The organism is Thioclava sp. F28-4 (genome assembly GCF_002020045.1).
Taxonomy (GTDB): Bacteria; Pseudomonadota; Alphaproteobacteria; order Rhodobacterales; family Rhodobacteraceae; genus Thioclava; species Thioclava sediminum.
In genome coordinates this window covers 122,134-145,523 of the sequence record NZ_MPZQ01000006.1, presented here as the reverse complement: position 1 = coordinate 145,523, position 23,390 = coordinate 122,134, and the positions used below count along the sequence as shown (strand labels likewise).

Annotated in this window: 21 protein-coding genes; 14 read left to right on the top strand and 7 right to left on the bottom strand. The window is 64.2% G+C overall.

All coding sequences use genetic code 11. The features are described 5' to 3' along the window. Positions 1 to 2 precede the first annotated feature (2 nt). Positions 3 to 761 (bottom strand): TSUP family transporter, encoded by a 759-nt coding sequence (locus BMI87_RS14105; RefSeq protein ID WP_075775250.1) that lies wholly within the window; start codon positions 759 to 761, stop codon positions 3 to 5. Positions 762 to 929: 168 nt separating this feature from the next. Here BMI87_RS14105 and BMI87_RS14100 point away from each other — a divergent pair, with 168 nt between their 5' ends. From BMI87_RS14100 to BMI87_RS14085, 4 genes are all read left to right on the top strand, one after another. Then, positions 930 to 1,823: a CPBP family intramembrane glutamic endopeptidase gene (locus BMI87_RS14100; RefSeq protein ID WP_078522257.1), complete on the top strand. Its 894-nt coding sequence runs from the start codon at positions 930 to 932 to the stop codon at positions 1,821 to 1,823. Positions 1,824 to 1,889: 66 nt separating this feature from the next. Continuing rightward, positions 1,890 to 2,834 (top strand): acetyl-CoA carboxylase, carboxyltransferase subunit beta, encoded by a 945-nt coding sequence (gene accD, locus BMI87_RS14095; protein ID WP_078522256.1) that lies wholly within the window; start codon positions 1,890 to 1,892, stop codon positions 2,832 to 2,834. Between the two features lie 91 nt (positions 2,835 to 2,925). Next, entirely contained in the window at positions 2,926 to 4,197 is a 1,272-nt protein-coding gene (locus BMI87_RS14090) for a folylpolyglutamate synthase/dihydrofolate synthase family protein (protein WP_078522255.1), read from the top strand. Positions 4,198 to 4,289: 92 nt separating this feature from the next. Beyond that, entirely contained in the window at positions 4,290 to 5,312 is a 1,023-nt protein-coding gene (locus BMI87_RS14085) for an LLM class flavin-dependent oxidoreductase (RefSeq protein ID WP_078522254.1), read from the top strand. On the opposite strand, the gene zapE is transcribed toward BMI87_RS14085, so the two are convergent. Beyond that, positions 5,309 to 6,400 carry a cell division protein ZapE gene (gene zapE / locus BMI87_RS14080; protein WP_078522406.1) on the bottom strand — a complete coding sequence of 364 codons (1,092 nt, stop codon included), beginning with the start codon at positions 6,398 to 6,400 and terminating at the stop codon, positions 5,309 to 5,311. The two genes, BMI87_RS14085 and zapE, sit on opposite strands and share 4 nt — an antisense overlap. Before the next feature lie 77 nt (positions 6,401 to 6,477). Between zapE and BMI87_RS14075 the strand changes: the two genes are divergently transcribed. From BMI87_RS14075 to lpxK, 4 genes are all read left to right on the top strand, one after another. Continuing rightward, on the top strand, positions 6,478 to 7,299 hold the full coding sequence (locus tag BMI87_RS14075; RefSeq protein ID WP_078522253.1) for a sugar phosphate isomerase/epimerase: 822 nt from the start codon (positions 6,478 to 6,480) through the stop codon (positions 7,297 to 7,299). Between the two features lie 87 nt (positions 7,300 to 7,386). Beyond that, positions 7,387 to 7,644, top strand: coding sequence for a DUF4170 domain-containing protein (locus BMI87_RS14070; RefSeq protein ID WP_078522252.1), 258 nt, complete (start codon positions 7,387 to 7,389; stop codon positions 7,642 to 7,644). 7 nt (positions 7,645 to 7,651) lie between these two features. After that, a complete protein-coding gene (locus tag BMI87_RS14065) occupies positions 7,652 to 8,890 on the top strand; it encodes a 3-deoxy-D-manno-octulosonic acid transferase (protein ID WP_078522251.1) in 1,239 nt (412 codons plus the stop codon). After that, the gene (lpxK, locus tag BMI87_RS14060; protein ID WP_078522250.1) at positions 8,890 to 9,879 is read left to right on the top strand and encodes a tetraacyldisaccharide 4'-kinase; all 990 of its coding nucleotides are present in this window, start codon (positions 8,890 to 8,892) and stop codon (positions 9,877 to 9,879) included. The genes BMI87_RS14065 and lpxK overlap by 1 nt, the downstream gene beginning before the upstream one ends. Before the next feature lie 48 nt (positions 9,880 to 9,927). On the opposite strand, the gene BMI87_RS14055 is transcribed toward lpxK, so the two are convergent. Together BMI87_RS14055 and BMI87_RS14050 are read right to left on the bottom strand one after the other, a co-directional pair. Further along, the gene (locus BMI87_RS14055; RefSeq protein ID WP_078522249.1) at positions 9,928 to 10,605 is read right to left on the bottom strand and encodes a DsbA family protein; all 678 of its coding nucleotides are present in this window, start codon (positions 10,603 to 10,605) and stop codon (positions 9,928 to 9,930) included. Next, on the bottom strand, positions 10,606 to 11,154 hold the full coding sequence (locus BMI87_RS14050; protein WP_143595172.1) for a DUF721 domain-containing protein: 549 nt from the start codon (positions 11,152 to 11,154) through the stop codon (positions 10,606 to 10,608). 84 nt (positions 11,155 to 11,238) lie between these two features. Here BMI87_RS14050 and mutY point away from each other — a divergent pair, with 84 nt between their 5' ends. Beyond that, the gene (gene mutY / locus BMI87_RS14045; protein WP_078522247.1) at positions 11,239 to 12,291 is read left to right on the top strand and encodes an A/G-specific adenine glycosylase; all 1,053 of its coding nucleotides are present in this window, start codon (positions 11,239 to 11,241) and stop codon (positions 12,289 to 12,291) included. Positions 12,292 to 12,349: 58 nt separating this feature from the next. Continuing rightward, entirely contained in the window at positions 12,350 to 13,492 is a 1,143-nt protein-coding gene (locus BMI87_RS14040; RefSeq protein ID WP_078522246.1) for an alkane 1-monooxygenase, read from the top strand. A 66-nt stretch (positions 13,493 to 13,558) separates the two neighbouring features. On the opposite strand, the gene BMI87_RS14035 is transcribed toward BMI87_RS14040, so the two are convergent. Beyond that, complete coding sequence (locus tag BMI87_RS14035) at positions 13,559 to 14,194, bottom strand: alpha-ketoglutarate-dependent dioxygenase AlkB (RefSeq protein WP_078522245.1); 636 nt, start codon at positions 14,192 to 14,194, stop codon at positions 13,559 to 13,561. A gap of 182 nt (positions 14,195 to 14,376) precedes the next feature. Here BMI87_RS14035 and dnaK point away from each other — a divergent pair, with 182 nt between their 5' ends. The 3 genes from dnaK (at position 14,377) to radC (ending at position 18,388) form a co-directional block, all read left to right on the top strand. Continuing rightward, entirely contained in the window at positions 14,377 to 16,293 is a 1,917-nt protein-coding gene (gene dnaK / locus BMI87_RS14030; protein WP_078522244.1) for a molecular chaperone DnaK, read from the top strand. A 75-nt stretch (positions 16,294 to 16,368) separates the two neighbouring features. Beyond that, positions 16,369 to 17,532, top strand: coding sequence for a molecular chaperone DnaJ (dnaJ, locus tag BMI87_RS14025; RefSeq protein WP_078522243.1), 1,164 nt, complete (start codon positions 16,369 to 16,371; stop codon positions 17,530 to 17,532). A 94-nt stretch (positions 17,533 to 17,626) separates the two neighbouring features. Continuing rightward, positions 17,627 to 18,388: a DNA repair protein RadC gene (radC, locus tag BMI87_RS14020; RefSeq protein ID WP_078522405.1), complete on the top strand. Its 762-nt coding sequence runs from the start codon at positions 17,627 to 17,629 to the stop codon at positions 18,386 to 18,388. Here radC and BMI87_RS14015 read toward each other — a convergent pair. Together BMI87_RS14015 and secA are read right to left on the bottom strand one after the other, a co-directional pair. Beyond that, positions 18,379 to 19,341 carry a hypothetical protein gene (locus tag BMI87_RS14015; protein WP_146681616.1) on the bottom strand — a complete coding sequence of 321 codons (963 nt, stop codon included), beginning with the start codon at positions 19,339 to 19,341 and terminating at the stop codon, positions 18,379 to 18,381. The two genes, radC and BMI87_RS14015, sit on opposite strands and share 10 nt — an antisense overlap. 234 nt (positions 19,342 to 19,575) lie before the next feature. Continuing rightward, positions 19,576 to 22,287: a preprotein translocase subunit SecA gene (gene secA, locus BMI87_RS14010; protein WP_078522241.1), complete on the bottom strand. Its 2,712-nt coding sequence runs from the start codon at positions 22,285 to 22,287 to the stop codon at positions 19,576 to 19,578. A gap of 181 nt (positions 22,288 to 22,468) precedes the next feature. Between secA and BMI87_RS14005 the strand changes: the two genes are divergently transcribed. Then, entirely contained in the window at positions 22,469 to 23,383 is a 915-nt protein-coding gene (locus BMI87_RS14005) for a peptidylprolyl isomerase (RefSeq protein ID WP_078522240.1), read from the top strand. Positions 23,384 to 23,390: the final 7 nt, after the last annotated feature.

Here is a 23,390-nt window from a genome sequence, read left to right as displayed (position 1 = left end):
GTCTACATCAGATCCCAGAGCAGCTTCGCGGCCAGCAGCGTCGAGGTCGTCACCAGCAGCGGTTTGATCAGCCGTGCGCCCACCCGCATCGCAAGCCGCGAGCCCAGCCGCGCCCCGGCGATCTGCGCCAGTCCCATCGCGATGCCCAGCACCCAGAGCGGCGAGCCGACCAGCAGGAACCCCGTCAGCCCCCCGATATTCGACGAGAAGTTCAGCAGTTTCGTATGCGCCGTCGCCTTGAGCACGCCGTAACCCGCCAGCGTCACGAAACCGATCATGAAGAACGACCCCGTCCCCGGCCCGATCAGCCCGTCGTAAAAACCGATAACCGGCACGAAGGCGGCGGTGAACAGGCCGGGCCGAATACGCTGCACCCGATCCGTGTCGTCCAAACCGGGCCGCAAGGCGAAAAACGCGGCGATCGCGACGAGGATGAACGGCAGGGCGATCTCGATCTTGTCGGTCGGGATGCGCGACACGAGAAGCGCCCCCGCCAGCCCGCCAAGAAACCCGATCACGGCGGCCAGTAGCTGTTTTCGTAGCACCACATGGCCCGAGGCCGCATAGGAAATCGCCGCCGTCGCCGCGCCGAACGTGCCCTGAATCTTGTTCGTCGCGAGCGACTGCACCGGCGGCACGCCCGCCAGCAAAAGCGCCGGCACCGTGATCAGCCCGCCGCCGCCCGCGATGGAATCGACCACGCCCGCCGCGAAGGCCGCGCCAATCAGCATCACCACCAGATCGAGAGGAAGTTCAAACATTTGCACCCCGGTCAGAAGACAGCCGCCTCTTGTCCTGCCCGCGCCGCGAAAAGTAAAGCCGTTGCCTCACCGGGGCCGCAGCCGCTATCACCGAAGCTCAGCCTTGCGGAAGACCCAGATGACCCAATCGCCCCTTGCAGCCGCCCCGCTTCTTGCGAGCCCCGCCCGGTGATCGCGCGCACGAACCGATATGCGCCTCTCGAGGCGTTCGCGGTCCCTGCGAAGCCCTATGCGCAGATCTGGCGCGGGATGCTGGGTCTGGGCGTGATCGTCGCCTTCTACCTGCTCAGCGGCTGGGCGATGATCCTGTTCTTCTCCTCGATGCTCGACGATTTCTCGATGCTTCGGCTGTTTCAGGAAATCGCCCATGGCTCGACGCCGCGCGGCCTCGCCATTCTGCTGGCGAGTTTCGCACCGCTTCTGATCGCGACTTTCGTCGTCAGCCGCCACCTGCATCACCGCGCGCCCGCGACGCTGTTCGGACGGCGGAGCCTCGCCACCTTCACGAAGGTGCTGCCGGTTCTGCTGCTCTTCGCTCTTTTCGCCTTCGGGCTGACCCAGCTCAGCGACGCCGCGGCGCGCTCCAACCCGCTGCTGCATGTGCTGAGCTGGGCGCCGATCGCGCTGCCGCTTCTGTTCGTGCAGATCGCGACCGAAGAAGTGCTGTTTCGCGGCTATCTCCTGCAGCAGCTCGCGGCGCGCTGGCGCAGCCCCCTGATCTGGATGGTTCTGCCCTCGGCACTCTTCGGGGCGCTGCATTATTCGCCCGGCGCGTATGGCAGCAACGCGCTCTGGCCCGCGCTCTGGGCTTTCGGCTTCGGCTGCCTCGCGAGCGACCTGACGGCGCGGACCGGCAATCTCGGCGCAGCCCTTGCGCTGCATTTCGCCAATAACTTCGGCTCGCTTTTCCTCGTCGGCTTCTACGGCCAGCTCGACGGGCTGGCGCTCTACACGATCGTAATCAACACACGCGACCTGTGGGACCTCTTGCCGTGGCTTCTGCTGGACATGCTGCACCTGCTGATCGCGTGGTTGTTGATCCGCCTCACCCTCCGCGTCTGATTGCAATTCGTGCAGGGGCGGCGTATTTCAAGCCAAACCGACCCGCCCCAGCGAGAGGCTCATACGATGAACTGGATCACCAATTACGTCCGTCCTCGGATTAACTCGCTGTTTTCGCGCCGCGAAGTGCCCGAGAACCTTTGGACGAAATGTCCCGAATGCGGGACGATGCTGTTCCACCGGGAGCTGTCGGACAATCTCAACGTCTGCACCAATTGCGACCACCACCTCGCGATCACGCCCCGCGTGCGCTTCGAGGCGCTGTTCGACGGCGGCATCTTCTCCGAAGTGAAAGTGCCCGAACCGATCACCGATCCGCTGCATTTCAAGGACCAGAAACGCTATCCGGACCGGATGAAGGCGGCGCAGAAATCGACGGGCGAGAAAGAGGCGATGCTGGTGGCCGAGGGCGAGATCGGGCGCACGCCGATCGTCGCGGCCGCGCAGGACTTCACCTTCATGGGCGGCTCGATGGGCATGTATGTCGGCAACGCGATCATCGCGGCGGCCGAACGCGCGGTGAAGCTCAAGCGTCCGCTCGTGCTGTTCTCGGCGGCTGGCGGCGCACGGATGCAGGAAGGTATCCTGTCGCTGATGCAGATGCCCCGCACCACCGTCGCCGTGCAGATGCTCAAGGAAGCGGGCCTTCCCTATATCGTCGTGCTGACCCATCCGACGACGGGCGGCGTGACCGCCTCCTACGCGATGCTGGGTGACGTGCATATCGCAGAGCCCAACGCGCTGATCTGCTTTGCGGGCCCGCGCGTGATCGAACAGACGATCCGCGAGAAGCTGCCCGAGGGCTTCCAGCGCGCCGAATATCTGCTCGATCACGGGATGCTCGACCGCGTGACGCATCGCATGAAGATGCGCGACGAGCTGATCACCATCCTGCGCATGCTGATGAACCTGCCGCCGGCGGTGAAGGGCGATCTGCCCGCGCCGGAGAAGGCGCCCGAGGAAGCGGTCGCCGAGGCGGCTCCCGAGGCCGAGGCGAAGCCCAAGACCTGATCTTCGTATTGGCTGAAATATCCCGGGGGGCGGCAACAGCCGCGGGGGCAGCGCCCCCTCCCCGGTCCGCCATCTAAGGCCGGAGGGGCCAATGACGCAAAGCTCCGATGATATTCTCGACCGCCTGATGGCGCTGCATCCCAAGGTCATCGACCTGTCGCTCGACCGGATGGAGCGGCTGCTGGGGGATCTCGACCATCCCGAGCGCGACCTGCCGCCGGTGATCCACATCGCGGGCACCAATGGCAAGGGCTCGACCCAGGCGATGATCCGGGCCGGGCTGGAGGCTGCGGGCAAGCGCGTCCACGCCTATACCTCGCCGCACCTGGCACGCTTCCACGAACGTATCCGGATCGCCGGTTCGCTCATTTCCGAGGGCGATCTGGCCGCGCTGCTCGATGAGGTCGAGGCGGCGAATGGCGGCAAGCCGATCACCTTCTTCGAGGTGACGACGGCGGCGGCGCTTCTGGCCTTCGCGCGGACCTCTGCGGATTACACCCTTCTCGAGGTGGGGCTCGGGGGGCGGCTCGACGCGACCAATGTGGTCGACACGCCCGCGCTGAGCATCATCACGCCGGTCTCGATCGACCATCAGCAATTCCTCGGTGAGACGCTGGCCGAGATCGCAGGCGAAAAGGCCGGGATCATCAAGCGCGGCGTGGCCTGCGTGGTCGGCCCCCAGCAGGAGGCCGCGCTCGAGGTGATCGAGGCGCGGGCGGAAAAGCTTGGCGCGCCGCTTCTGGTGCACGGCCAGCATTGGCAGGTCTGGAAGGAGCGCGACCGCCTGATCTTCCAGGACGAGAACGGACTTCTCGATCTGCCGCTGCCGAACCTGCCCGGCCCGCATCAGATCGCCAATGCCGGGGCGGCGCTCGCGGCGTTGCGGCATCTGGCCTTTGACGAGGCCGCCTGCGAGGCGGCGGTGACGAAAGCCGAATGGCCCGCGCGGATGCAACGGCTGCGTCACGGCCCGCTGGTGGACGGCGCGCCCGAGGCCGAGGTCTGGCTCGATGGCGGGCATAACCCGGCGGCGGGCGACATGATCGCCAAGACGCTCGGCGCGCTTCCGAAACGCCCGACCCATCTGATCTGCGGCATGCTCAACACCAAGGACGTGACCGGCTATCTGCGTCCGCTGGCGGATCACGCGGCGAGCCTGCTGGCCGTCTCGATCCCCGGCGAGGCGAACACGCTGCCCGCCGAAGACACCGCCGCGGCCGCGCGCGTGGTCGGCATAGAGGCCCGCCCTGCGGCCTCGGTCGGCTCGGCCATCGCGGGGATCGTCGCGATCCATCCCCATGCCCGCATCCTGATCTGCGGCTCGCTCTACCTCGCGGGCCGGGTGTTGCGCGACAACGGCTGAGGCTGCGGTCTCGCACGAGCTCTGTGCGGGGATACCGGTGGCTGACCTGCGCCCGCGCCCCTATCTTCGCGTGAACAGGAAAGGAGACCACCATGCAGCTTGAGCTTGGGATCGACACGTTCGGCGATGTGACGCGCGGGGAGGACGGCCTGCTGCGCAGCCATGCCGAGGTGATCCGCGACACGTTGGCCGAAGGCGAGCTCGCCGATCAGGTCGGGCTCGATTACATCGGTCTGGGGGAGCATCACCGGCCCGATTTCGCTATCTCCTCGACCGAGCCGATCCTCTCGGCGATCCTTGCGCGCACCGAGAAGATCAAGGCGGGCACCTCGGTCACGGTGCTGTCCTCGGACGATCCGATCCGCGTTTTCCAGCGTTTCGCGACGCTGAACGCGCTGGCGCCGGGACGGGCCGAGATCACCATCGGGCGCGGCTCCTTTACCGAGAGCTTCCCGCTGTTCGGGCTTGATCTGAACGATTACGAGGCGCTGTTCACCGAGAAGTCGCAAATCCTGCATCTGCTCGCGACGCAGGAGAAGGTCAGCTTCGACGCCCAGATGCGCCCGCCGCTGAAGAACGTCACCGTCTATCCGCGCCCCGAGGCGCCGCTGCAGATCTGGCGCGGGGTCGGCGGGTCGCCGCAATCGGTGGTCGAGACCGCCGCGATGCAGATGGATCTGATGCTGGCGATCATCGGCGGGGATTCGACCCGGTTCAAACCGCATGTCGACCTCTATCACCGCGCGCATGACCAGATGGGCACCAAGCCTGGCAAGATCGGCGTCCATTCGCCCGGCCATATCGCCGAGACCGACGAGATCGCGCAGGAAGAATTCTACGAAGGCTATGCGCGGATGCATGACATGATCGGGCGCTCGCGCGGCTGGCCGCCGTTCCGGCGCGAGGCCTACCTGTCGGAGATCGAGCATGGCTCGCTCTATGTCGGCAGCCCGGAAACCGTAGCGCGCAAGATCGCGCGGACGGTGACGGCTCTGGGCCTGTCGCGGTTCACGCTGAAATATAGCGGCGGGCCGCAGAACCCCGCGCATCTGCGCAAGACGATCGAGCTTTATGGCACCAAGGTGCGCCCGCTTCTGGCGGAGATGCTGGCTTAAGCCTCTGCCGCCCAGCCGTCTGCCTGCATCTCGCGCAGGCGGCTGGCGGTGCGCTCGAATTCGAACGTGCCTTCGCCTTCGACATAAAGCCGCTCGGGCTCGTCCGCAGCCGAGCAGATCAGCCGGACCTTGCCCTCGTAGAGCGAGTCGATCAGCGTGACGAAGCGCTTCGCCTCGTTGAAGTTCGAGGCCGAGAGCAGCGGAATATCGTCGAGCAGCAGCACCTTCACCGCATCCGCGATGGCGAGGTAATCCGCCGGACCCAGCGGCTGCGCGCATAGATCCCAGAAGCTCGCCCGGCCGACCCCATTGTGGAAATGCGGGATTTCGACCACACGGCCCTTCACCGGGATATCGAGCTTGCCGTGATGATCGCCCCCGGTCAGCTCATCCCAAAGCGCATCCATCTTCGCGCGCGCCTCGCGGCCCGCAGGCGTGAAATAGACCTGTTGGCCTGCCAGACGGTTCTGCCGGTAATCGTTTTCGGAGGCCAGCTCGTAGATGTCGAGCTTTTCGCGGATCAGCCCGATGAAGGGCAGGAAAAGCTGGCGGTTGAGCCCGTTCTTGTAGAGGTCTTCGGGCACCCGGTTCGAGGTCGTGACGATGGTCACGCCCCGCTCGAACAGGGCCTCGAACAGACGACCCACGATCATCGCATCGGCAATGTCCGTGATCTGCATCTCGTCGAAGCACAGCAGCCGCAGCGAGCCCGCCACCTCTTCGGCCACGGGGCGCATCGCATCGACCGTGTTGGCGCGGCGCGCATCGTCGAGCTTGCCTTGGACTTCCTGCATGAAGGCATGGAAATGCACCCGGCGCTTCGGCACGTCGGTCTGGCCGAAGAACAGGTCCATCAGCATGGATTTCCCGCGCCCGACACCGCCCCAGATATAGAGGCCGCGCACGCCGTCGACCGGCTTGATCTTGCGCTTGAAGAAGCCGCGTTTCACCGGCTCGGGCGCAGGCGCCTCTTCCAGCGCGCGGCGTACGCGCTCCAGTTCGGGCAGAATGGCGCGTTGGGCGGGATCGGGGTTGAGGTCCCCGTTCTCCACCATGGACTCGTAAAACTCGGGCAGACTGCGTTTCATGACGTTCCGATATAGCGCGCTCACGGGATTGAAAAGCCCCGCGGCTTGCGCGAGCATTCGATCCGGAGGAGGACCCCATGGCCAAGGAATTACCGCTGCTCGGCGCTGCGCTGAGCCTCGATATGCTCGCGCATCATCGCGACTGGATTCTGAACGACCAGCGCGATCTGGAATTGCAGAGCTTCTGCTGGCCGAACGCCACGGATGCGGACCTGCGCAAGATGGTCACGCGGACGAAGGAATTGCTCGACGGCTATACTGGGCGGCTCGGGCTGCACGGGCCCTTCACCTCATTCAGTATCGACTGCGCGGATTCCGAGATCATCGAGGTCATCCGCGCCCGGATGCTGCGGGTGCTGGAGATCACGGCGGAACTGGGCGGCGATCAGATGGTGATCCACTCGCCCTACACGCTCTGGAAGGAATCCGATCTGGAGCAGAACCCCGCCAACGGGTTCATTCAGGTCGAGCGCGTGCGCTACGTCCTGACCCCGGTGATCGAACGCGCGGAGGAGCTGGGCGTGACGCTGGTGATCGAAAACTGCGAAGACATCACACCGAGCCTGCGTGTCGAACTCGCGGCGAAGATGAAGAGCGAAGCGGTGAAGGTCTCGCTCGATACGGGCCATGCGCAGTTCATGCATCGCCGCTGCGGCGCGCCGCCGGTCGATGTGTTCGTCCATGCGGCAGGCGCGGCGCTGGAGCATGTCCACCTGCAGGATATCGACGGCTATGGCGACCGGCATTGGCATCCGGGCGAGGGCACGATCGCGTGGCACTCGGTGTTCAAGGCGCTTGGCAAGCTGCCGAAGATGCCACGGCTGATTTTGGAAGTGAACGACGAGATTGGCGTGCGACAAGGCGCGGAATATCTGGAGTCTCTGGGACTGGCGCGGTAACGGCTACGTGCGGCCCCGGCCCTCTCCTTGTGAAGCGTGGGGGCAAAGCGTAATCTCTGCGCCGCAGAAAAGCCGACAGGAGTTCTTATGGCCAAACCGACCCCGCAACGTCTTCACCTCGTCTTCGGCGGCGAGCTGGTGACCCCGAGCCGCACCGAATTCAAGAATGTCGACGATATCCATATCGTCGGGATGTACCCGAACTACGCCTCCGCCTATGCCGCGTGGAAGGCCGAGGCGCAGCGCACCGTCGACGACGCCCATACCCGTTACTTCATCGCGCACCTGCATCGCCTGCGCGACGAAGAACTCGAAGTGTCGACCACCGAAGAGCTCGGCAACTAAGGCTGGCATGGCGCGCTCTCTTCCTCTCTGGCTCAGGCTGCAACTCTCTGCCTTGCGTCCTGCGGGACCCAAGGCGAAAGCCGCGGTCGAGGCCGGTCAGGGGGAGGACCGCGCCGACGCCCCGCTGCTGTGGATCTGGGCTGCGGGGAAATGCGCGGAAGCCGCCGGGCTGGTCGCGCGCAGGGTGGCCGCGCGGATGCCCGACATCCGCATCGCGATGACGGTGCGCGGCGCGGAAGACCCGCCCGACGGTCTGCCCGAAGAGGTCTATTTCCGGCCCACCCCCGAGGATCGTCCCGCGTCCGTCCGTCTGGTCTTGGATGCATGGCGCCCCGATCTCGTGCTCATCATGGACGACACGCTGCCCGCCGCCCTGATCGCGGAGACGCAGAAACGCGGCATTGCCAGCGTTCTGGCCGATGCGAAACTCGGCGGTCAGGATGGGCTGCGACTCGATGACGTCTCGCTGACGCTGCTGGGCCGGATCGACCGCATCTACCTGCGCGACGAGGCGAGCCTCGAACGGGTGGGCGACAAACTGAATGGGCCGGTCATCGTGGTCAATGACGGTGCGCTCGGCGAGCCGCCGCGGCCGCTTTACGGCTCCGAGGCAGAGCGCGCCTCGATGGCCGAGTCGATGGGCGCGCGCCCGGTCTGGCTCGCCGCCGCCGTGCCCGAGGCCGAAATCGGCCCGGTGACGGCCGCGCATCGCTACGCCCAGCGCCATGCGCATCGGCTGCTGCTTCTGCTTGCGCCGGATGACGAATCCCAGGGCGAGGCCCTCGCCGCGCAGCTGACCGCCGAGGGCTGGTCGGTCGCGCGCCGGTCGCTCGAGGGCGAACCGGAACTGACGACCGAGATTTTCATCGCCGACGACGCGATGGAATACGGGCTTTGGTATCGGCTGGCCGCGCTGAGCTATATGGGCGGCACCTTGTCGGGAACGGCGCGGGCGCCACGCTCCCCGGTCGAGGCGGCGGCGCTTGGTTCGGCGATCCTGCATGGTCCCAAGCTCGTCCCGTTCCGCGAAGATTACCTGCGTCTCGAGGCTGCGAAAGCCTGCCGCGGCGTCGTGGTGCCTGAGGATCTGCCCGAAGTGGTCGCGGACCTGATCGCGCCGGAACGCTCCGCGCAGCTGGCCCATAACGCCTGGGCGGTGACCTCCGGCGGCGCGGGCGCGGTGGAGACCATCGCCCGCGATCTGGCCGAGATTCTCTCGGGCACACAGCCTGCACGGGTGGCGTGATGGGCGCGCCCGGCTTCTGGTTCAACGCCCCCGCCGCGCCGGGCCTTCGCGCGCGGCTTCTGTCGCCGCTCGGCGCGATTTACGCAGCGATGACGAAGCGGCGTGTGGCACAGCCGGGGCTGCGGCTGGGCGTGCCGGTGATCTCGGTCGGGAACATCAACGCGGGCGGGACCGGCAAGACGCCGACGGTGATCTGGCTGGTGCAACGGCTGGCCGCACGCGGTGTGACTGCCCATGTGGTCACGCGCGGCTATGGCGGATCGCTCGAAGGGCCGGTGCAGGTCGACGAGCGCAGTCACCGCGCGGAGGAGACCGGGGACGAGCCGCTGCTGCTCTCGGCCTTCGCGCCGGTCTGGGTCGCGCGCGACCGGGCCGCCGGGGCGCAGGCGGCGGTCGCGGCCGGAGCGCAGGCGATCGTGCTCGACGACGCCCATCAGAACCCCGCATTGCACAAAGACCTCTCTATCGTGGTGGTCGACGCGCATAAGGGCTTCGGCAACGGGCGCTGCCTGCCTGCCGGGCCGCTGCGCGAACCGATCGAGGCCGGAATGGCCCGCGCAGACTTTCTGCTGTCAATCGGGCCGGAGGCTGCACAGGGTGAATTCGCTAATTTCTGGAGTTCCAGAATTTCGAAACCGCATCTGACGGGACAGCTCGCCCCGCTGCAGACGGGCATGGATTGGGAGGGCCTTCCCGTCCTCGCCTTCGCAGGCATCGGCCATCCCGAGAAGTTCTTCGCAACCCTGAGCGGTCTCGGAGCGGAGCTACTGCGCGGCGAGGCGCTGGAAGATCACCAGCCTTTCACGACCCGCCTGTTGCAGCGCATTGAGGCGGAGGCCGACATGCTTAGCGCGCAGATGGTGACGACCGAGAAAGACGCGGTGCGCCTGCCGGAAAGCTTCCGCCCGAAGGTGCTCGCCCTGCCGGTGCGGCTCGAGATCGACGACCCTACAGCACTCGACGCAGCGCTCGACCGGCTCGGGATATGAAAAAGGCCGGCCCCGCAGGACCGGCCTTCGTAAGATCTGTCGCCGAGATCAGTTGGCTTGCTTCGCCAGCTCGTCGTCGAGGATTTTCTTGAAGTCGTCCCAAGCCATGTTGGAATGCTTCTCGCCGTCGATGATGAAGGTCGGCGTCGCGTCGATCTTGTCGTCGCCCGCGTTCTTCTGGAAGGTCGCGACCATCCGCTCGGCGCGCTTCTCATCGTTCATGCAGGCGGTGACCTGATCGTTGCTCAGCCCGGCCTGCAGGCCGATCTTGCGCAGGTTGTCCGCGATGGTCTGCGGCTTGCCGTCGCCGATCCAGTCCTTCTGCTTGTTATAGATCATGTCCGAGATCGCGTAATATTTCGGATCGCCACCGCATTGCGCGATCAGACCGGCCCAGACACCGAACTTGTCGAAATAGACTTCGCGCTGGATGAACTTCACCTTGCCGGTGTCGATGTAGTTCTTCTTCAGCTGCGGATACTCGACCTTGTGCCATTCGGCACAGTGCGGGCAGGTATAGGAGGCGTACTCGATCACGGTGACCGGCGCGTCTTCCTGACCCAGAACCACGTCGGGCAGAGTCTCGACATCTTTGTTCGCCGTGGCTTCCTGCGCTTGGGCCGCAGTGATCAGGCTCGCCTCGCTGTGTTGGCTGGCATACCAGCCGCCCGTCGCGAGAAGCCCCATGACAGCCGCGCCGCCGAGGATCGAAAGAGTTTTGCTCATCTATCTGCCTTTCTTGTGTGCAGCCCGCTCTGCGGACTTCGATAGAACGTTTCTTGCCAGTTCTTCCAGCGCCGATTTGAGATCGGCATCGCCACAATCGGCCACCTGCGCCTTCGCCGCTTCGGCGACGCGGGGGTCCGGTTTGCGGGGTTCGGGTTTGGGTTTCGGTGCAAATTGCGCCTGACCTTCGGCAAAGCCGGTCGGCGCGGTCTGCGTCAGCGAAATGCGCGAGATCGCGTTATAGCCGTAGCAGGCATTCACCTTGTCGCGGATTTGCGGCAACTGCATCTGCAGCATCGGCGCCGCCGCACCGGTCGTCAGGAGGGTAAGGGTCGCGCCGAAGCCGCCTTTGGTGTAGCCGATCTTCACCGGGCGGCATTGCGCGGCCGTCTCAGGGCCCACCACTTCCGCCCAATGGGTCAGCAGGCGCGAGACCGCAAAACCGCGCGCTTCACCCGCGGCGCGGATACGGTTGCGCAGCAGCCCGCCCGCGGCTTCAAAGCCACGCATTCGCCGCGAAGGCGTCTTTTGCGGGTCGCTTTTTTTCATTCGTGGGCGGTTCCTCTTGATCCATCCCATTCTAGGAAGCACATCGGGCCGGGCCAACCGGTCGGCAAGAGGGGAGCATAAACATTGCGTGACGGTAAAGGGGCAATCGGCGAAACCCTGCTCAACTGGTATGACGCAAATGCCCGCGTCATGCCGTGGCGCGTATCGCCTGCGGATCGTGCAGAGGGCGAACGGCCCGATCCCTATCGCGTCTGGCTGTCCGAGGTGATGCTGCAGCAGACCACGGTCGCCGCCGTACGCGATTATTTCCGCCGCTTCACCGAGCGCTGGCCCGATGTCGGTGCATTGGCAGCGGCCGAGGATGGCGATGTGATGGCCGAATGGGCCGGGCTCGGCTATTACGCCCGCGCCCGCAACCTGCTGAAATGCGCGCGTGTCGTGGCCGGTGAATTGGACGGGCGCTTCCCCGAAACGGCAGCAGAACTGCAAAAGCTGCCCGGCATCGGCCCCTACACCTCCGCCGCGATCGCCGCCATCGCCTATGACGAGCCGGTCGCCGTGGTCGACGGCAACGTCGAGCGCGTCGTCTCGCGCCTCTTCTCGGTCGACACGCCGCTGCCCGGCGCGAAAACGGAGCTGACCGAATTGACGGCGCAGATCACGCCCGAGGACCGACCCGGAGATTTCGCGCAGGCGATGATGGATCTGGGCGCGACCATCTGCACGCCGCGCAATCCGGCCTGTGGCATTTGCCCGCTCATTGATGCCTGCACCGCCCGCGCTGCCGGGATCGCCGAGACGCTCCCACGCAAGGCCCCGAAGAAGGAAAAGCCCACCCGCCGTGGCTTCGCCTATGTCGTGATGAACGGCCAGGGCGACGTGCTGCTGGAGCGCCGCCCCGACAAGGGGCTTCTGGGCGGTACGCTGGGTTTTCCCGGCTCCGACTGGTCCGAGGCGCCGACACCCGCCCCGCCGATGCAGGCCGACTGGACGACCTCCCCGGTCGAGGTGCGCCACACCTTCACGCATTTCCACCTGATCCTGCAGGTCCACGTCACCCGCACGGAGGCCCATGCCATGACCCCGCGCGCCGATTTCCGGCCCGGCGATTTGCCCACGCTGATGCGCAAGGTCTGGGATGCCGCCCAAAGCGCCGAATGGCCGCAACCCGAGTGATTGTATCGGGTTAGCGTTCGGCTAGTATGACCGCGCCCGCATCGCTCACGAGGCCCCGATGTCCAGCCGCGACGAAATCCGCCGCCCCTCTCACGCCCTGCCCTTCTGGTTGTCGCTCGGCACCGTGCCGCTGGCGGGGATCGAGGCGTGGTTCGGCGGTTGGACCCTGATCCTGCTGCCCGCCTATGCGTGGTGGCTGACGACCGTGCTCGACCAACTGCTGGGGCGCAACGAGGATCAGCCCGACACCGAGACGCCCGAGGCCGAGTTGTTCTGGTATCGCGCGATCACGCTGATCTGGTTCCCGATTCAGGCGACCGTGATCTTCGGCACGATCTGGTGGGTGACGCATACGACCCATCTGAACGGCTTCGAGATCGTCGCCCTGATGTTCGGCGTGGGCGTGATCTCGGGCACGATCGGCATCGTCTATGCCCACGAGCTGCTGCATCAGAAAAGCCAGCTGGAGCGCTGGCTGGGCGATCTACTGTTGGCGAGCGTCCTTTACTCCCATTTCCGGACCGAGCATCTCCTGGTCCATCACCTCTGGGTCGGCACGCCCCGCGATGCGGTCTCGGCGCGCTATAACGAGGGGTTTCACCGCTTCTTCTGGCGGGTGATTTTTGAGTGCCCCCGCTCCGCATGGAAGGCGGAGAAACTGAAACTCAGCCGCGCGGACCGTCCGGTCTGGCACCGCTCCAACCCGTTCTGGCGCTACGCCGCATTGCAGGCGCTGGCGCTGATCGTGGCGGCGCTATTGGGTGGCTGGATGGGGCTCGGTCTGTTTCTGCTGCAGGCGCTCTTCGCGATCTGGCAGCTGGAACTGACCAACTATGTCGAGCATTACGGCCTGACCCGGCAATACAAGGGCGAGGGGCGTTATGAGCATGTCCTGCCGCGCCATAGCTGGAACGCCGATCACATGGCCTCGAACTGGCTGCTGATCAATTTGCAGCGCCATTCGGATCACCATTACAAACCCGACCGCCGCTTCCCGCTCCTGCAGACCTACGATGCCGAGGAAGCCCCGCAGCTGCCCTTCGGTTATCCCGGAATGACGGCGCTGGCGATGATCCCGCCGCTCTGGCGACGCCGGATGAACCCGCGCGTGCGGGCGTGGCGGCGGAAATACTACCCGGACGTCGAGGACTGGACGCCCTATAACAAGGGCACGACGCCGCTGCCGCGCGGCTCTTTCTGACCAGCCCCTTCCTCTTGGCAAAAATATCCCCGCCGGAGGCTCCAGCCGGCGCAGCCTGCACAGGCCTCAGGTCACGACGCGCATCGTCAGGTTGATCCGCCCGCCCTTCGGCATCAGCGGCGAGGTGCCGGGCTTCACGCGGTCGATGCCATGATAAAGCAGCCGCGCCTCGCCCCCCATCACCATCACGTCGCCCGAGTGCAGCCAGATGCTTTCGGTCTTGCCACCGCGCGTCTTGTTCCCGATGCGGAACAGCCCGTCATCGCCCAGCGAGACCGAGACCACGGGCTGATCGAAATCCTGCTCGTCGCGGTCCTGATGCATGCCCATCTTCGCGCCTTCGCCGTAGAAGTTGATGAGACAGCATTCGGGGGCCCGCGGCGTCCCCGCGACCGCCTCCCAGATATCGAGGATCGGCTGCGGAATTGCGGGCCAGGGCTGACCGTCGGGATGGGTCTCGGAATAGCGGTAGCCGCGCCGGTCGGAGATCCAGCCGAACCGCCCGGCCGACGTCATGCGCACCGACATCGGCTTGCCGTAGGGTGTCATCGGCGAGAATAGCGGCGCCTGCGCCACGACACCGCGCAGCGTCTCGATCAGCGCCTTCTGCTCGTCGAGGTCCAGCCAGCCGGGATAATGGCGGAAGCCGCGAATCTCCTGCGGATCGGGCCGAGATATTGCGTGTTTCGGATTTTCTGTCATTTTCTCACCCTCTTCCTCGGGGGAGCCTTCTTGCAGCCCGATTTTCCCCTCCTTATATACGCTTCGAAGCCGAAGGCGGCTCACACCGCCAGATAGCAGAACATGAAACCGAAACCCAAGGGATAGGGGCCGGGGGCCTGAATGGACCCGTTCCCCGTCATATCGCCAAGAGAGGTAACATCATGGGTAAAGTCATTGGTATCGACCTCGGGACCACGAACTCCTGCGTCGCCATCATGGATGGCGCACAGCCCCGAGTGATTGAAAACTCCGAAGGGGCGCGCACCACCCCCTCGATCGTCGCCTATACGGACGACGAACGTCTGGTCGGCCAGCCGGCGAAACGTCAGGCGGTCACCAACCCCTCGAACACCGTTTTCGCTGTTAAGCGTCTGATCGGTCGCCGCACCACCGATGCGGAAGTCGAGAAGGACAAGAAACTCGTCCCCTACAACATTGTCGACGGCGGCAATGGCGACGCATGGGTCGAAGTGAAGGGCGACAAGTACTCCCCCGCACAGGTTTCGGCCGTGATTCTTCAGAAGATGAAGGAAACCGCCGAAAGCTATCTGGGCGAGGAAGTCACGCAGGCCGTCATTACCGTGCCCGCCTACTTCAACGACGCTCAGCGTCAGGCCACGAAAGACGCCGGCAAGATCGCCGGTCTCGAGGTGCTGCGCATCATCAACGAGCCGACCGCGGCTGCGCTAGCCTATGGCCTCGACAAGAAAGAATCGAAAACCATCGCGGTCTATGACCTCGGCGGCGGTACCTTCGACATCACCATCCTCGAGATCGACGACGGTCTCTTCGAAGTGAAATCGACCAACGGCGACACGTTCCTCGGCGGTGAAGACTTCGACATGCGCATCGTCAACTACCTCGCTGACGAGTTCAAAAAAGAGCATGGCGTCGACCTGACCAAGGACAAGATGGCGCTGCAGCGTCTGAAGGAAGCTGCCGAGAAAGCGAAGATCGAGCTGTCGAGCTCGAGCCAGACCGAGATCAACCAGCCCTTCATCTCGATGGGCAAGGACGGCACGCCGCTGCACATGGTCATGAAACTGACCCGTGCGAAGCTGGAAAGCCTCGTGAGCGATCTCATCAAGGCCTCGCTGAAGCCCTGTCAGGCTGCGCTCAAGGATGCGGGCGTCTCCAAGGACGAAATCGACGAAGTCGTGCTCGTCGGCGGTATGACCCGTATGCCGAAAGTCGTGGAAGAAGTGACCGGCTTCTTCGGCAAAGAGCCGCATAAGGGTGTGAACCCGGATGAGGTCGTGGCGCTCGGTGCGGCCATTCAGGCCGGCGTTCTGCAAGGTGACGTGAAAGACGTCGTCCTGCTCGACGTGACCCCGCTGTCGCTCGGCATCGAGACGCTGGGTGGCGTGTTCACCCGCCTGATCGATCGCAACACGACGATCCCGACGAAGAAGAGCCAGGTGTTCTCCACCGCGGAAGACAACCAGAACGCGGTGACCATCCGGGTCTTCCAGGGTGAGCGCGAGATGGCTGCCGACAACAAGATGCTCGGCATGTTCAACCTCGAGGACATCCCGCCGGCCCCGCGCGGCATGCCGCAGATCGAAGTGACCTTCGACATCGACGCCAACGGCATCGTGTCCGTTTCGGCGAAGGACAAGGGCACCGGCAAGGAGCAGAAGATCACGATCCAGGCGTCCGGCGGTCTGTCCGACGACGAGATCGAGAAAATGGTTCAGGACGCCGAGGCGAATGCCGACGCGGACAAGTCCCGCAAGGAACTGGTCGAAACCAAGAACCAGGGCGAATCGCTCCTGCACTCGACCCGCAAGTCGCTTGAAGAACACGGCGACAAGGTCGATGCCTCGACCGTCGAAGCGATCGAACTGGCGGCCAACGCGCTTGAGGAAGCCCTCAAGACCGAAGACGCTGGCAAGATCAAAGGCGCGATCCAGAACCTGACGGATGCGGCGATGAAACTCGGCGAGGCCATCTACAAGGCCGAGCAGGAGAAAGCCGGTCAGGGCGAGAGCTCCAACGACGAAGACAGCCCGCGCGATGTCGATGAAGATATCGTCGACGCTGACTTCGAAGATCTGGGCGAGGACGAGCGCAAGTAATTGCGCATGGAATGTCGGGCGGGCCTGCCTTTTTCCAAGGGCGGGCCCGCCTGCGTTCCGCCAAGGGGGTAACCAATGGCAAAACGCGACTATTACGACGTTCTGGGAACTGCCAAAGGCGCCTCGGCCGAAGAGATCAAGAAAGCCTATCGCAAGAAGGCGAAAGAGCTTCATCCCGATCGCAATTCCGACAACCCCGAGGCCGAAGCTCAGTTCAAGGAAGTGAACGAGGCTTACGACGTCCTCAAGGACGCCGAGAAAAAGGCAGCCTACGACCGGTTCGGTCACGCAGCCTTCGAAGGCGGCATGGGCGGTGGGCGTCCGGGCGGCGGCTACGGCGGCGCGGGCGGTCAGGGCGACTTCGCCTCGGCCTTCTCCGACGTCTTCGAAGACCTGTTCGGTGATTTCATGGGCGGCGGCAGAGCCGGTCCCGGCGGTGGGCGTTCGCGCGCGCAGCGGGGCTCCGATCTGCGCTACAACATGCGCGTCACGCTCGAAGAGGCGTATCGCGGCACCCACAAGACGATCAACGTGCCAAGCTCGGCCGCCTGTACCGAGTGTAACGGCTCCGGTGCGGAAGGCGGCTCCGAGCCGCAGACCTGTCCGACCTGTTCGGGCCTGGGCAAGGTGCGCGCGCAGAACGGCTTCTTCACGGTCGAGCGGACCTGCCCGACCTGTGGTGGCCAGGGTCAGGTGGTGAAGAACCCCTGCAAGGTCTGCCATGGTGCAGGCCGCGTGGAGGTCGATCGCCAGCTTCAGGTCAACATCCCTCCGGGGGTCGAGACCGGCACCCGCATCCGTCACGCCGGCGAAGGCGAGGCGGGGCTGCGCGGTGGTCCGTCGGGCGATCTCTACATCTTCATCGAGGTCCAGCCGCACGCGATCTTCGAGCGCGAAGGCACCGATCTGCATTGCCGCGTGCCCGTCAGCATGGCGACCGCAGCCCTTGGTGGCGAGGTCGAAGTGCCGACAATAGATGGCGGCCGCAGCCGTGTGAAAATCCCGGCCGGCAGCCAATCGGGTCGGCAGATGCGCTTGCGTGGAAAAGGGATGCCCGCGCTGCGTGGCGGTGGGGCCGGCGACATGTTCATCGAACTGGCCGTCGAAACCCCGGTGAACCTGACCGCACGGCAGAAGGAAATCCTCAAGGAGTTTCAGGGGATTGAAGCCGAGAACAACCCGGAAGGCGCGAGTTTCTTCAAGAAAGTCAAAAGCTTCTGGGATGGCATGACCCAGTGATCATTTGGAAAAGGCGCCTTCGGGCGCCTTTTTTCTTAGGCTGACCGAGGGCGATTAAGGCTTTCTTCAACCCGAATCGTTCATGGTCTGTTTCATGGACCAGATACCCCGTCATATGCAGGAGCCTCCGCTGCCGTTGTTCAACGGCGGCACCGCGATCCGTCCACCGCCGGGCGCGTCCAAGCCGTCCTATCTGTTCGACCATCGGCAACGGCTGCGCACGCGGTTTATGGAAGGCGGCGCGCAGGCCCTGCCCGATTACGAACTGCTCGAACTGGTGCTGTTTCGCGCGATCCCCCGGCAGGACGTCAAACCCCTCGCCCGTCGCCTGATCGAAACCTTCGGCGATTTCGGGCGGGTGGTCTCTGCCCCGCCTCACCGCCTGCGCCAAGTGACCGGCGTGGGCGAAGCCGTGGTGATCGAGCTGAAGCTGGTGGAGGCCTCGGCGCAAAGGCTCGCACGCTCGAAGGTGATGCATCGCCCGGTGCTCAGCTCGTGGCAGGCGCTCGTCGATTACTGTCACATGGCGATGTCCCACGCCGAGACGGAGCAGTTTCGTCTGCTGCTACTGGACCGGAAGAACGCGCTGATTGCGGATGAGGAACAGGGCCGCGGCACGGTGGACCATGTTCCCGTCTATCCGCGCGAGGTGATGAAGCGCGCGCTGGAGGCCAATGCCTCGGCGCTGATTCTGGTGCATAATCACCCCTCCGGAGATCCGACCCCGTCAGAGGCGGATATCGCCCTCACACGGCAGATCGACGAGGCAGCGAAGCTCTTCGGCATCGTGCTGCACGATCACCTGATCCTCGGTAAGGACTGCGAGATCAGCCTGCGGTCGGAGGGTTACTTCTGAGCGGTCAGGCCCTGGGACTCGAACCCATCCAGCGGCAGAACCACCGCGCCGCCATCGGACGGACAGGCGGGCAGATCGAGGGTGATCGGCATCGCTGCGGTCCCAGTGCCATGCATCCGCATCAGCCGCCCGCCGACCGACTTGCCGCAATCGTTGGAGGACAGCGTCGCCTCGAGTTGCAGCTTGAGCGCGGTGAGCGTCTTGGGGGCGGTATAGATTTCGATGCGTTTGCCATCTGCGGAGGTGAAGCTTTGCATATAGCCGCCCAGCGAGGTGTCCGGCGTGCGCGGCTTAGTCACGTCGAGATGGCCCGCATCGTCGAACTGCGCACCGTTCTCATAGGCGTTCAGATGCAACGGGCTTTGTGCATCGGTCACCCAGATCGCGCGGTTGATCTTATCGAGCCCCGACGCCGCGGCCTCCACCTGCGCGATCGTCGATCCATCGGTGGTGACTTCCAGCGAGGTCATAGGCGCAAGCAACGGCAGGATAGCCGAGAAAGCCCCCGACTTATCGGTTTGCCCGGCGATCGAGAGCGACGCATCGCGGATCGCCAGTTTCATATCCGGGTGGCACGGCGCGCTCAGCTCCAGCTGGGTCAGCCCATCACCAGCGGGGGTCACCGACAGGACGGCATGCCCGCAATCGGCAGCGCCGGTTTTCAACGGCATCGGTTGCGGAAGCGAAGAGGTGAACTGGTCGCCGGATGTGCGCACCGTCGCAGGCACGATGCCGACGCCGGAATCCGTCGCGAAATGATAGACCGGCGGATTGCGAAGAACGGTTTTCGAAATGAGCTGAACCCGCGGTTCTTCGCGCGGCTCGACCCGGTTTCCCCAACTGTCGCGAGCGACCGAGCTCGCCACCAAAGACGCGCCAAGCTGCGGACGCGGACCCACGCTTTGCATCACATGACCGGTCGCGGCGGCGAGCAGGAACGTCGCTCCGATCATGGATATCTTGCGAATGGTGCGCATCGCCGCCTCGAACTGGGGTCTGTCTTAGAAAACTGCTTAATAATTTTCTAATGACCGAAAGCGGCGAAGCTGCGGCGCGAATTGGGAAATCGCGCCTTTCACGCGGCTGGCCTGGGGGGTGGACCTGCCAAGAGAGTCAATGACTCCAACAAGATATGGAAAAGGCGGCCGAAGCCGCCTCACCTTTGCCACATTCGCGTCAGAGTTGTGTCAAACCAATTGCCCGTGGCAATGCTTGAACTTCTTGCCCGACCCGCAGGGGCAAGGATCGTTGCGCGACGGCTCGCCCCAAGTTGCCGGATTCGTCTCGTCGAATCCCGGCAGCGGTTCGCCCACCACCTCGACCTCGGGCACCGCCTCGGTCGGGGCTTCCGCCGACGCTTCAGTCGGTGCGGGCTGCTGCTGTTGCGCCTGCATCATCTGCGCCTGCTCTTCTTCGGTGAGCGGACGGATGCGGGCCAGCTGCTGCGTCACGTCCGAGCGCAGGCTGTCGAGCATGATCTCGAACAGCTGGAAGCCCTCGGTCTTGAATTCCGACAGCGGATCGCGCTGCGCATAGCCGCGGAAACCGATGGTCTGGCGCAGCTGATCGAGCGTGACCAGATGCTCGCGCCATTTCGCGTCGATGATCTGCAGCAGAACCTGCTTTTCGATCATCTGCATCGTGTCGGCACCGAACGCTTCGGCCTTCTCGGCCATAAGCGTATCGGTCGCTTCCTCGAGACGCTCGGCGACGACTTCCTGATCGACACCCTCTTCCTCGGCCCATTCCGCAAGCGGCACGTCGAGGTTGAGCTGTTCGATCACCTCTTGGTGCATGCCTTCGACATCCCATTGATCGGCATAGGATTTCGGCGGCATGAAGCGGTCCACGAGGTCCTCGATCACCTGCACGCGCATGTCGCGGGTGATCTCGCCAACCTCTTCGGTTTCCATGATTTCGCGACGCTGCGAGAAGACTGCTTTCCGCTGGTCGTTCATCACGTCATCGAATTTCAGAAGCTGCTTACGGATGTCGAAGTTGCGGCCCTCGACTTTCGCCTGCGCGCGCTCGAGCGACTTGTTCACCCACGGGTGGACGATCGCCTCGCCCTCTTTCATGCCCAGCTTGGAGAGCACCGAATCGAGCTTGTCGGAGCCGAAGATCCGCATCAGGTCGTCTTCCAGCGAGAGGAAGAACAGCGAGCGGCCCGGGTCGCCCTGACGGCCCGAACGACCGCGCAGCTGGTTGTCGATGCGGCGGCTTTCGTGGCGCTCGGTCGCGAGAACAAACAGACCGCCCGCCTCCAGAACCTTCGCCTTTTCCTCGGCGGTCGCCGCGTCGATCCGCTTGCGGACCTCTTCGGGATCCGCATCGGGATTCGCCGCGAGTTCGTCCTGCACGCGCATCTCGACATTGCCGCCGAGCTGAATGTCGGTCCCGCGGCCTGCCATGTTGGTCGCGATGGTCACCGCGCCCAGACGGCCGGCCTCGGCGACGATGGTCGCTTCCTGCTCGTGCTGGCGGGCGTTCAGGACGTTGTGCTTGATGCCGGCCTTCTTGAGCATGTCCGAGAGCATCTCGGACTTCTCGATCGAGGTGGTGCCGACGAGCATCGGCTGGCCCTTCTCGTTGGCCTTCTTGATCGCCTCGACGACGGCGTCGTATTTCTCCTGCGCGGTGCGGTAGACGCGGTCGTGTTCGTCTTTCCGCGCGATCGGGCGGTTGGTCGGGATCTCGACCACACCGAGCGAGTAGATCTCGGCGAATTCCTCGGCCTCGGTGGCCGCGGTGCCGGTCATGCCGCCGAGCTTGTCGTAGAGGCGGAAGTAGTTCTGGAAGGTGACAGAGGCCAGCGTCACGTTCTCGGGCTGGATCTCGACGCCTTCCTTGGCTTCGATGGCCTGATGCAGACCTTCCGAGAGGCGGCGGCCCTTCATCATACGGCCGGTAAATTCGTCGATCAGCACGACCTCGCCCGACTGCACGACATAGTTCTGATCCTTGAAGAACAGCTTGTGGGCGCGCAGGGCCTGGTTCACGTGGTGCACGATGGTCGTGCTTTCTGGATCGTAGAGCGACTGGCCCTCGGGCAGAACACCGGCCTCCAGCAGGAGGTTCTCGAGGAAGTCGTTGCCCTCTTCGGTGAAGGTCGCGGTGCGGGCCTTCTCGTCGATCGTGTAATGCTCTTCGCTCAGGCTCGGGATGAACTTGTCGAGCGTGATATACAGCTCCGAGCGGTCGTCGGACGGGCCCGAAATGATCAGCGGCGTGCGCGCCTCGTCGATCAGAATCGAGTCGACCTCGTCGATGATCGCGTAGAAATGGCCGCGCTGCATCATCTGGTCGACCGAGGTCTTCATGTTGTCGCGCAGATAATCGAAGCCAAGCTCGTTATTCGTCGAATAGGTGATGTCGGCGGCGTAGGCCTGCTTCTTCTCGGGCTCGGCCTGGAAGGGCACGACGACGCCGGTGGTCAGACCCAGCGCGCCATAGACCTTGCTCATCCACTCCGCGTCACGCCGCGCGAGGTAGTCGTTCACGGTCACGACATGCACGCCCTTGCCGGCGAGCGCGTTCAGGTAGGCCGGGAAGGTCGCGACGAGGGTTTTCCCTTCGCCCGTCTTCATCTCGGCGATATTGCCCTGATGCAGGAAGATGCCGCCGACGAGCTGCACGTCAAAGGCCCGCAGGCCGAGTGCACGTTTCGCGGCTTCGCGACAGTTGGCGAAGGCTTCGGGCAGAATCTTGTCGAGGCTTTCGCCGTCTTCCTGCACGCGGCGCTGGAAGTCGCGCGTCTTCTCGATGATCTGTTCGTCGGAGAGGGCTGCGAACTCCTCCTCCAGCGCGTTGATCTTGGCCACCAGCGGGCGCACCGATTTCACCTTACGATCATTCGACGTGCCGAAGACCTTCTTCGCGAGTGTTCCGATGCCGAGCATGTAATCTCCGAGGGTAGCTGACCAGATCGTTATTCCCTGTGCCTTGTCGCATAGGGTTTGCTTGCCTAGAAGAGCTAGCGAAACAAGGCCGAAAAGGCTCTTACAGGCCCTAGGCGATGTAAGGGGCGGCTGCCAGACTGTCAACGCCGCCTAAAGACGCGGCAGAAAGGAAGTGGCAAGGATGCCGAATCTGACGAAACTGTTCGCGAGCGTCGCGATCTGCGCAATGACTGCCGGGATCGCACAGGCCGATGACGCGAAAGCGCCTGCCGCCGCTGCGGATGCCGCGAAATCGGAAACCGCCGCCAAGCCGCGCACCGACCTGAGCGCCGACACCGTGGTTGCCACCGTGAACGGTCAGGATATCACGCTGGGCATGATGCAAACGGTACGCGACGGCCTGCCCGCGCAATACCAGCAACTGCCCGATGACAAGCTGTTCCAAGGCGTCCTGGAGCAACTGATTCAGCAGACCGCGCTCGCCCAGCTCGAGGAGAAGCGCATCACCCAGCGCGACAAGATCGCTCTCGAAGTGCAGAAGCGCGCGTATCTCTCGGGTGCGATGCTGAACTACACCGCTGACAAGGCCGTGACCGACGACGCCGTGCAGAAAGCCTATGACGCGAAATACGCCAAGGCCGAGCCGACCAAGGAATATCACGCGGCCCATATCATCGTGAAAACCAAGGAAGAGGCCGAAAAGATCAAGAAAGAGATCGATAACGGCGGCGACTTCGCAGAACTGGCGAAGAAGAACTCGACCGATGGTGCGGCGGCGAATGGCGGCGATCTGGGCTGGTTCAAGCTCGACGCGATGGTCAAGCCCTTCGCGGATAAGGTTGCAGGCATGAAGGACGGCGAAGTCGCCGGTCCGATCCAGACCCAGTACGGCTGGCATGTCGTGAAACTGCTCGGCACGAAGATGGTCGACGCGCCGAAACTGGCCGATGTGCGCAAGAAGCTCGAAGGCGATATTCGCCAAGAGGCTGTCCAAAAACGCGTAAAGGCTGTTGTGGGCGAAGCCAAAATCGACAAGATGACCGACGGGATTGATCCGAGCGTTCTGAAAGATCAGTCCATCTTGGGTAGCAACTGATCGATCA

Coding starts and splice junctions, on each gene's coding strand:
- BMI87_RS14105 (WP_075775250.1), bottom strand. CDS start 761: ATGTTTGAACTTCCTCTCGATCTGGTGGTGATGCTGATTGGCGCGGCC.
- accD (WP_078522256.1), top strand. CDS start 1,890: ATGAACTGGATCACCAATTACGTCCGTCCTCGGATTAACTCGCTGTTT.
- BMI87_RS14090 (WP_078522255.1), top strand. CDS start 2,926: ATGACGCAAAGCTCCGATGATATTCTCGACCGCCTGATGGCGCTGCAT.
- BMI87_RS14085 (WP_078522254.1), top strand. CDS start 4,290: ATGCAGCTTGAGCTTGGGATCGACACGTTCGGCGATGTGACGCGCGGG.
- zapE (WP_078522406.1), bottom strand. CDS start 6,400: ATGAAACGCAGTCTGCCCGAGTTTTACGAGTCCATGGTGGAGAACGGG.
- BMI87_RS14075 (WP_078522253.1), top strand. CDS start 6,478: ATGGCCAAGGAATTACCGCTGCTCGGCGCTGCGCTGAGCCTCGATATG.
- BMI87_RS14070 (WP_078522252.1), top strand. CDS start 7,387: ATGGCCAAACCGACCCCGCAACGTCTTCACCTCGTCTTCGGCGGCGAG.
- BMI87_RS14065 (WP_078522251.1), top strand. CDS start 7,652: ATGGCGCGCTCTCTTCCTCTCTGGCTCAGGCTGCAACTCTCTGCCTTG.
- lpxK (WP_078522250.1), top strand. CDS start 8,890: ATGGGCGCGCCCGGCTTCTGGTTCAACGCCCCCGCCGCGCCGGGCCTT.
- BMI87_RS14055 (WP_078522249.1), bottom strand. CDS start 10,605: ATGAGCAAAACTCTTTCGATCCTCGGCGGCGCGGCTGTCATGGGGCTT.
- BMI87_RS14050 (WP_143595172.1), bottom strand. CDS start 11,154: ATGAAAAAAAGCGACCCGCAAAAGACGCCTTCGCGGCGAATGCGTGGC.
- BMI87_RS14040 (WP_078522246.1), top strand. CDS start 12,350: ATGTCCAGCCGCGACGAAATCCGCCGCCCCTCTCACGCCCTGCCCTTC.
- BMI87_RS14035 (WP_078522245.1), bottom strand. CDS start 14,194: ATGACAGAAAATCCGAAACACGCAATATCTCGGCCCGATCCGCAGGAG.
- dnaK (WP_078522244.1), top strand. CDS start 14,377: ATGGGTAAAGTCATTGGTATCGACCTCGGGACCACGAACTCCTGCGTC.
- dnaJ (WP_078522243.1), top strand. CDS start 16,369: ATGGCAAAACGCGACTATTACGACGTTCTGGGAACTGCCAAAGGCGCC.
- radC (WP_078522405.1), top strand. CDS start 17,627: ATGGACCAGATACCCCGTCATATGCAGGAGCCTCCGCTGCCGTTGTTC.
- BMI87_RS14015 (WP_146681616.1), bottom strand. CDS start 19,341: ATGATCGGAGCGACGTTCCTGCTCGCCGCCGCGACCGGTCATGTGATG.
- secA (WP_078522241.1), bottom strand. CDS start 22,287: ATGCTCGGCATCGGAACACTCGCGAAGAAGGTCTTCGGCACGTCGAAT.
- BMI87_RS14005 (WP_078522240.1), top strand. CDS start 22,469: ATGCCGAATCTGACGAAACTGTTCGCGAGCGTCGCGATCTGCGCAATG.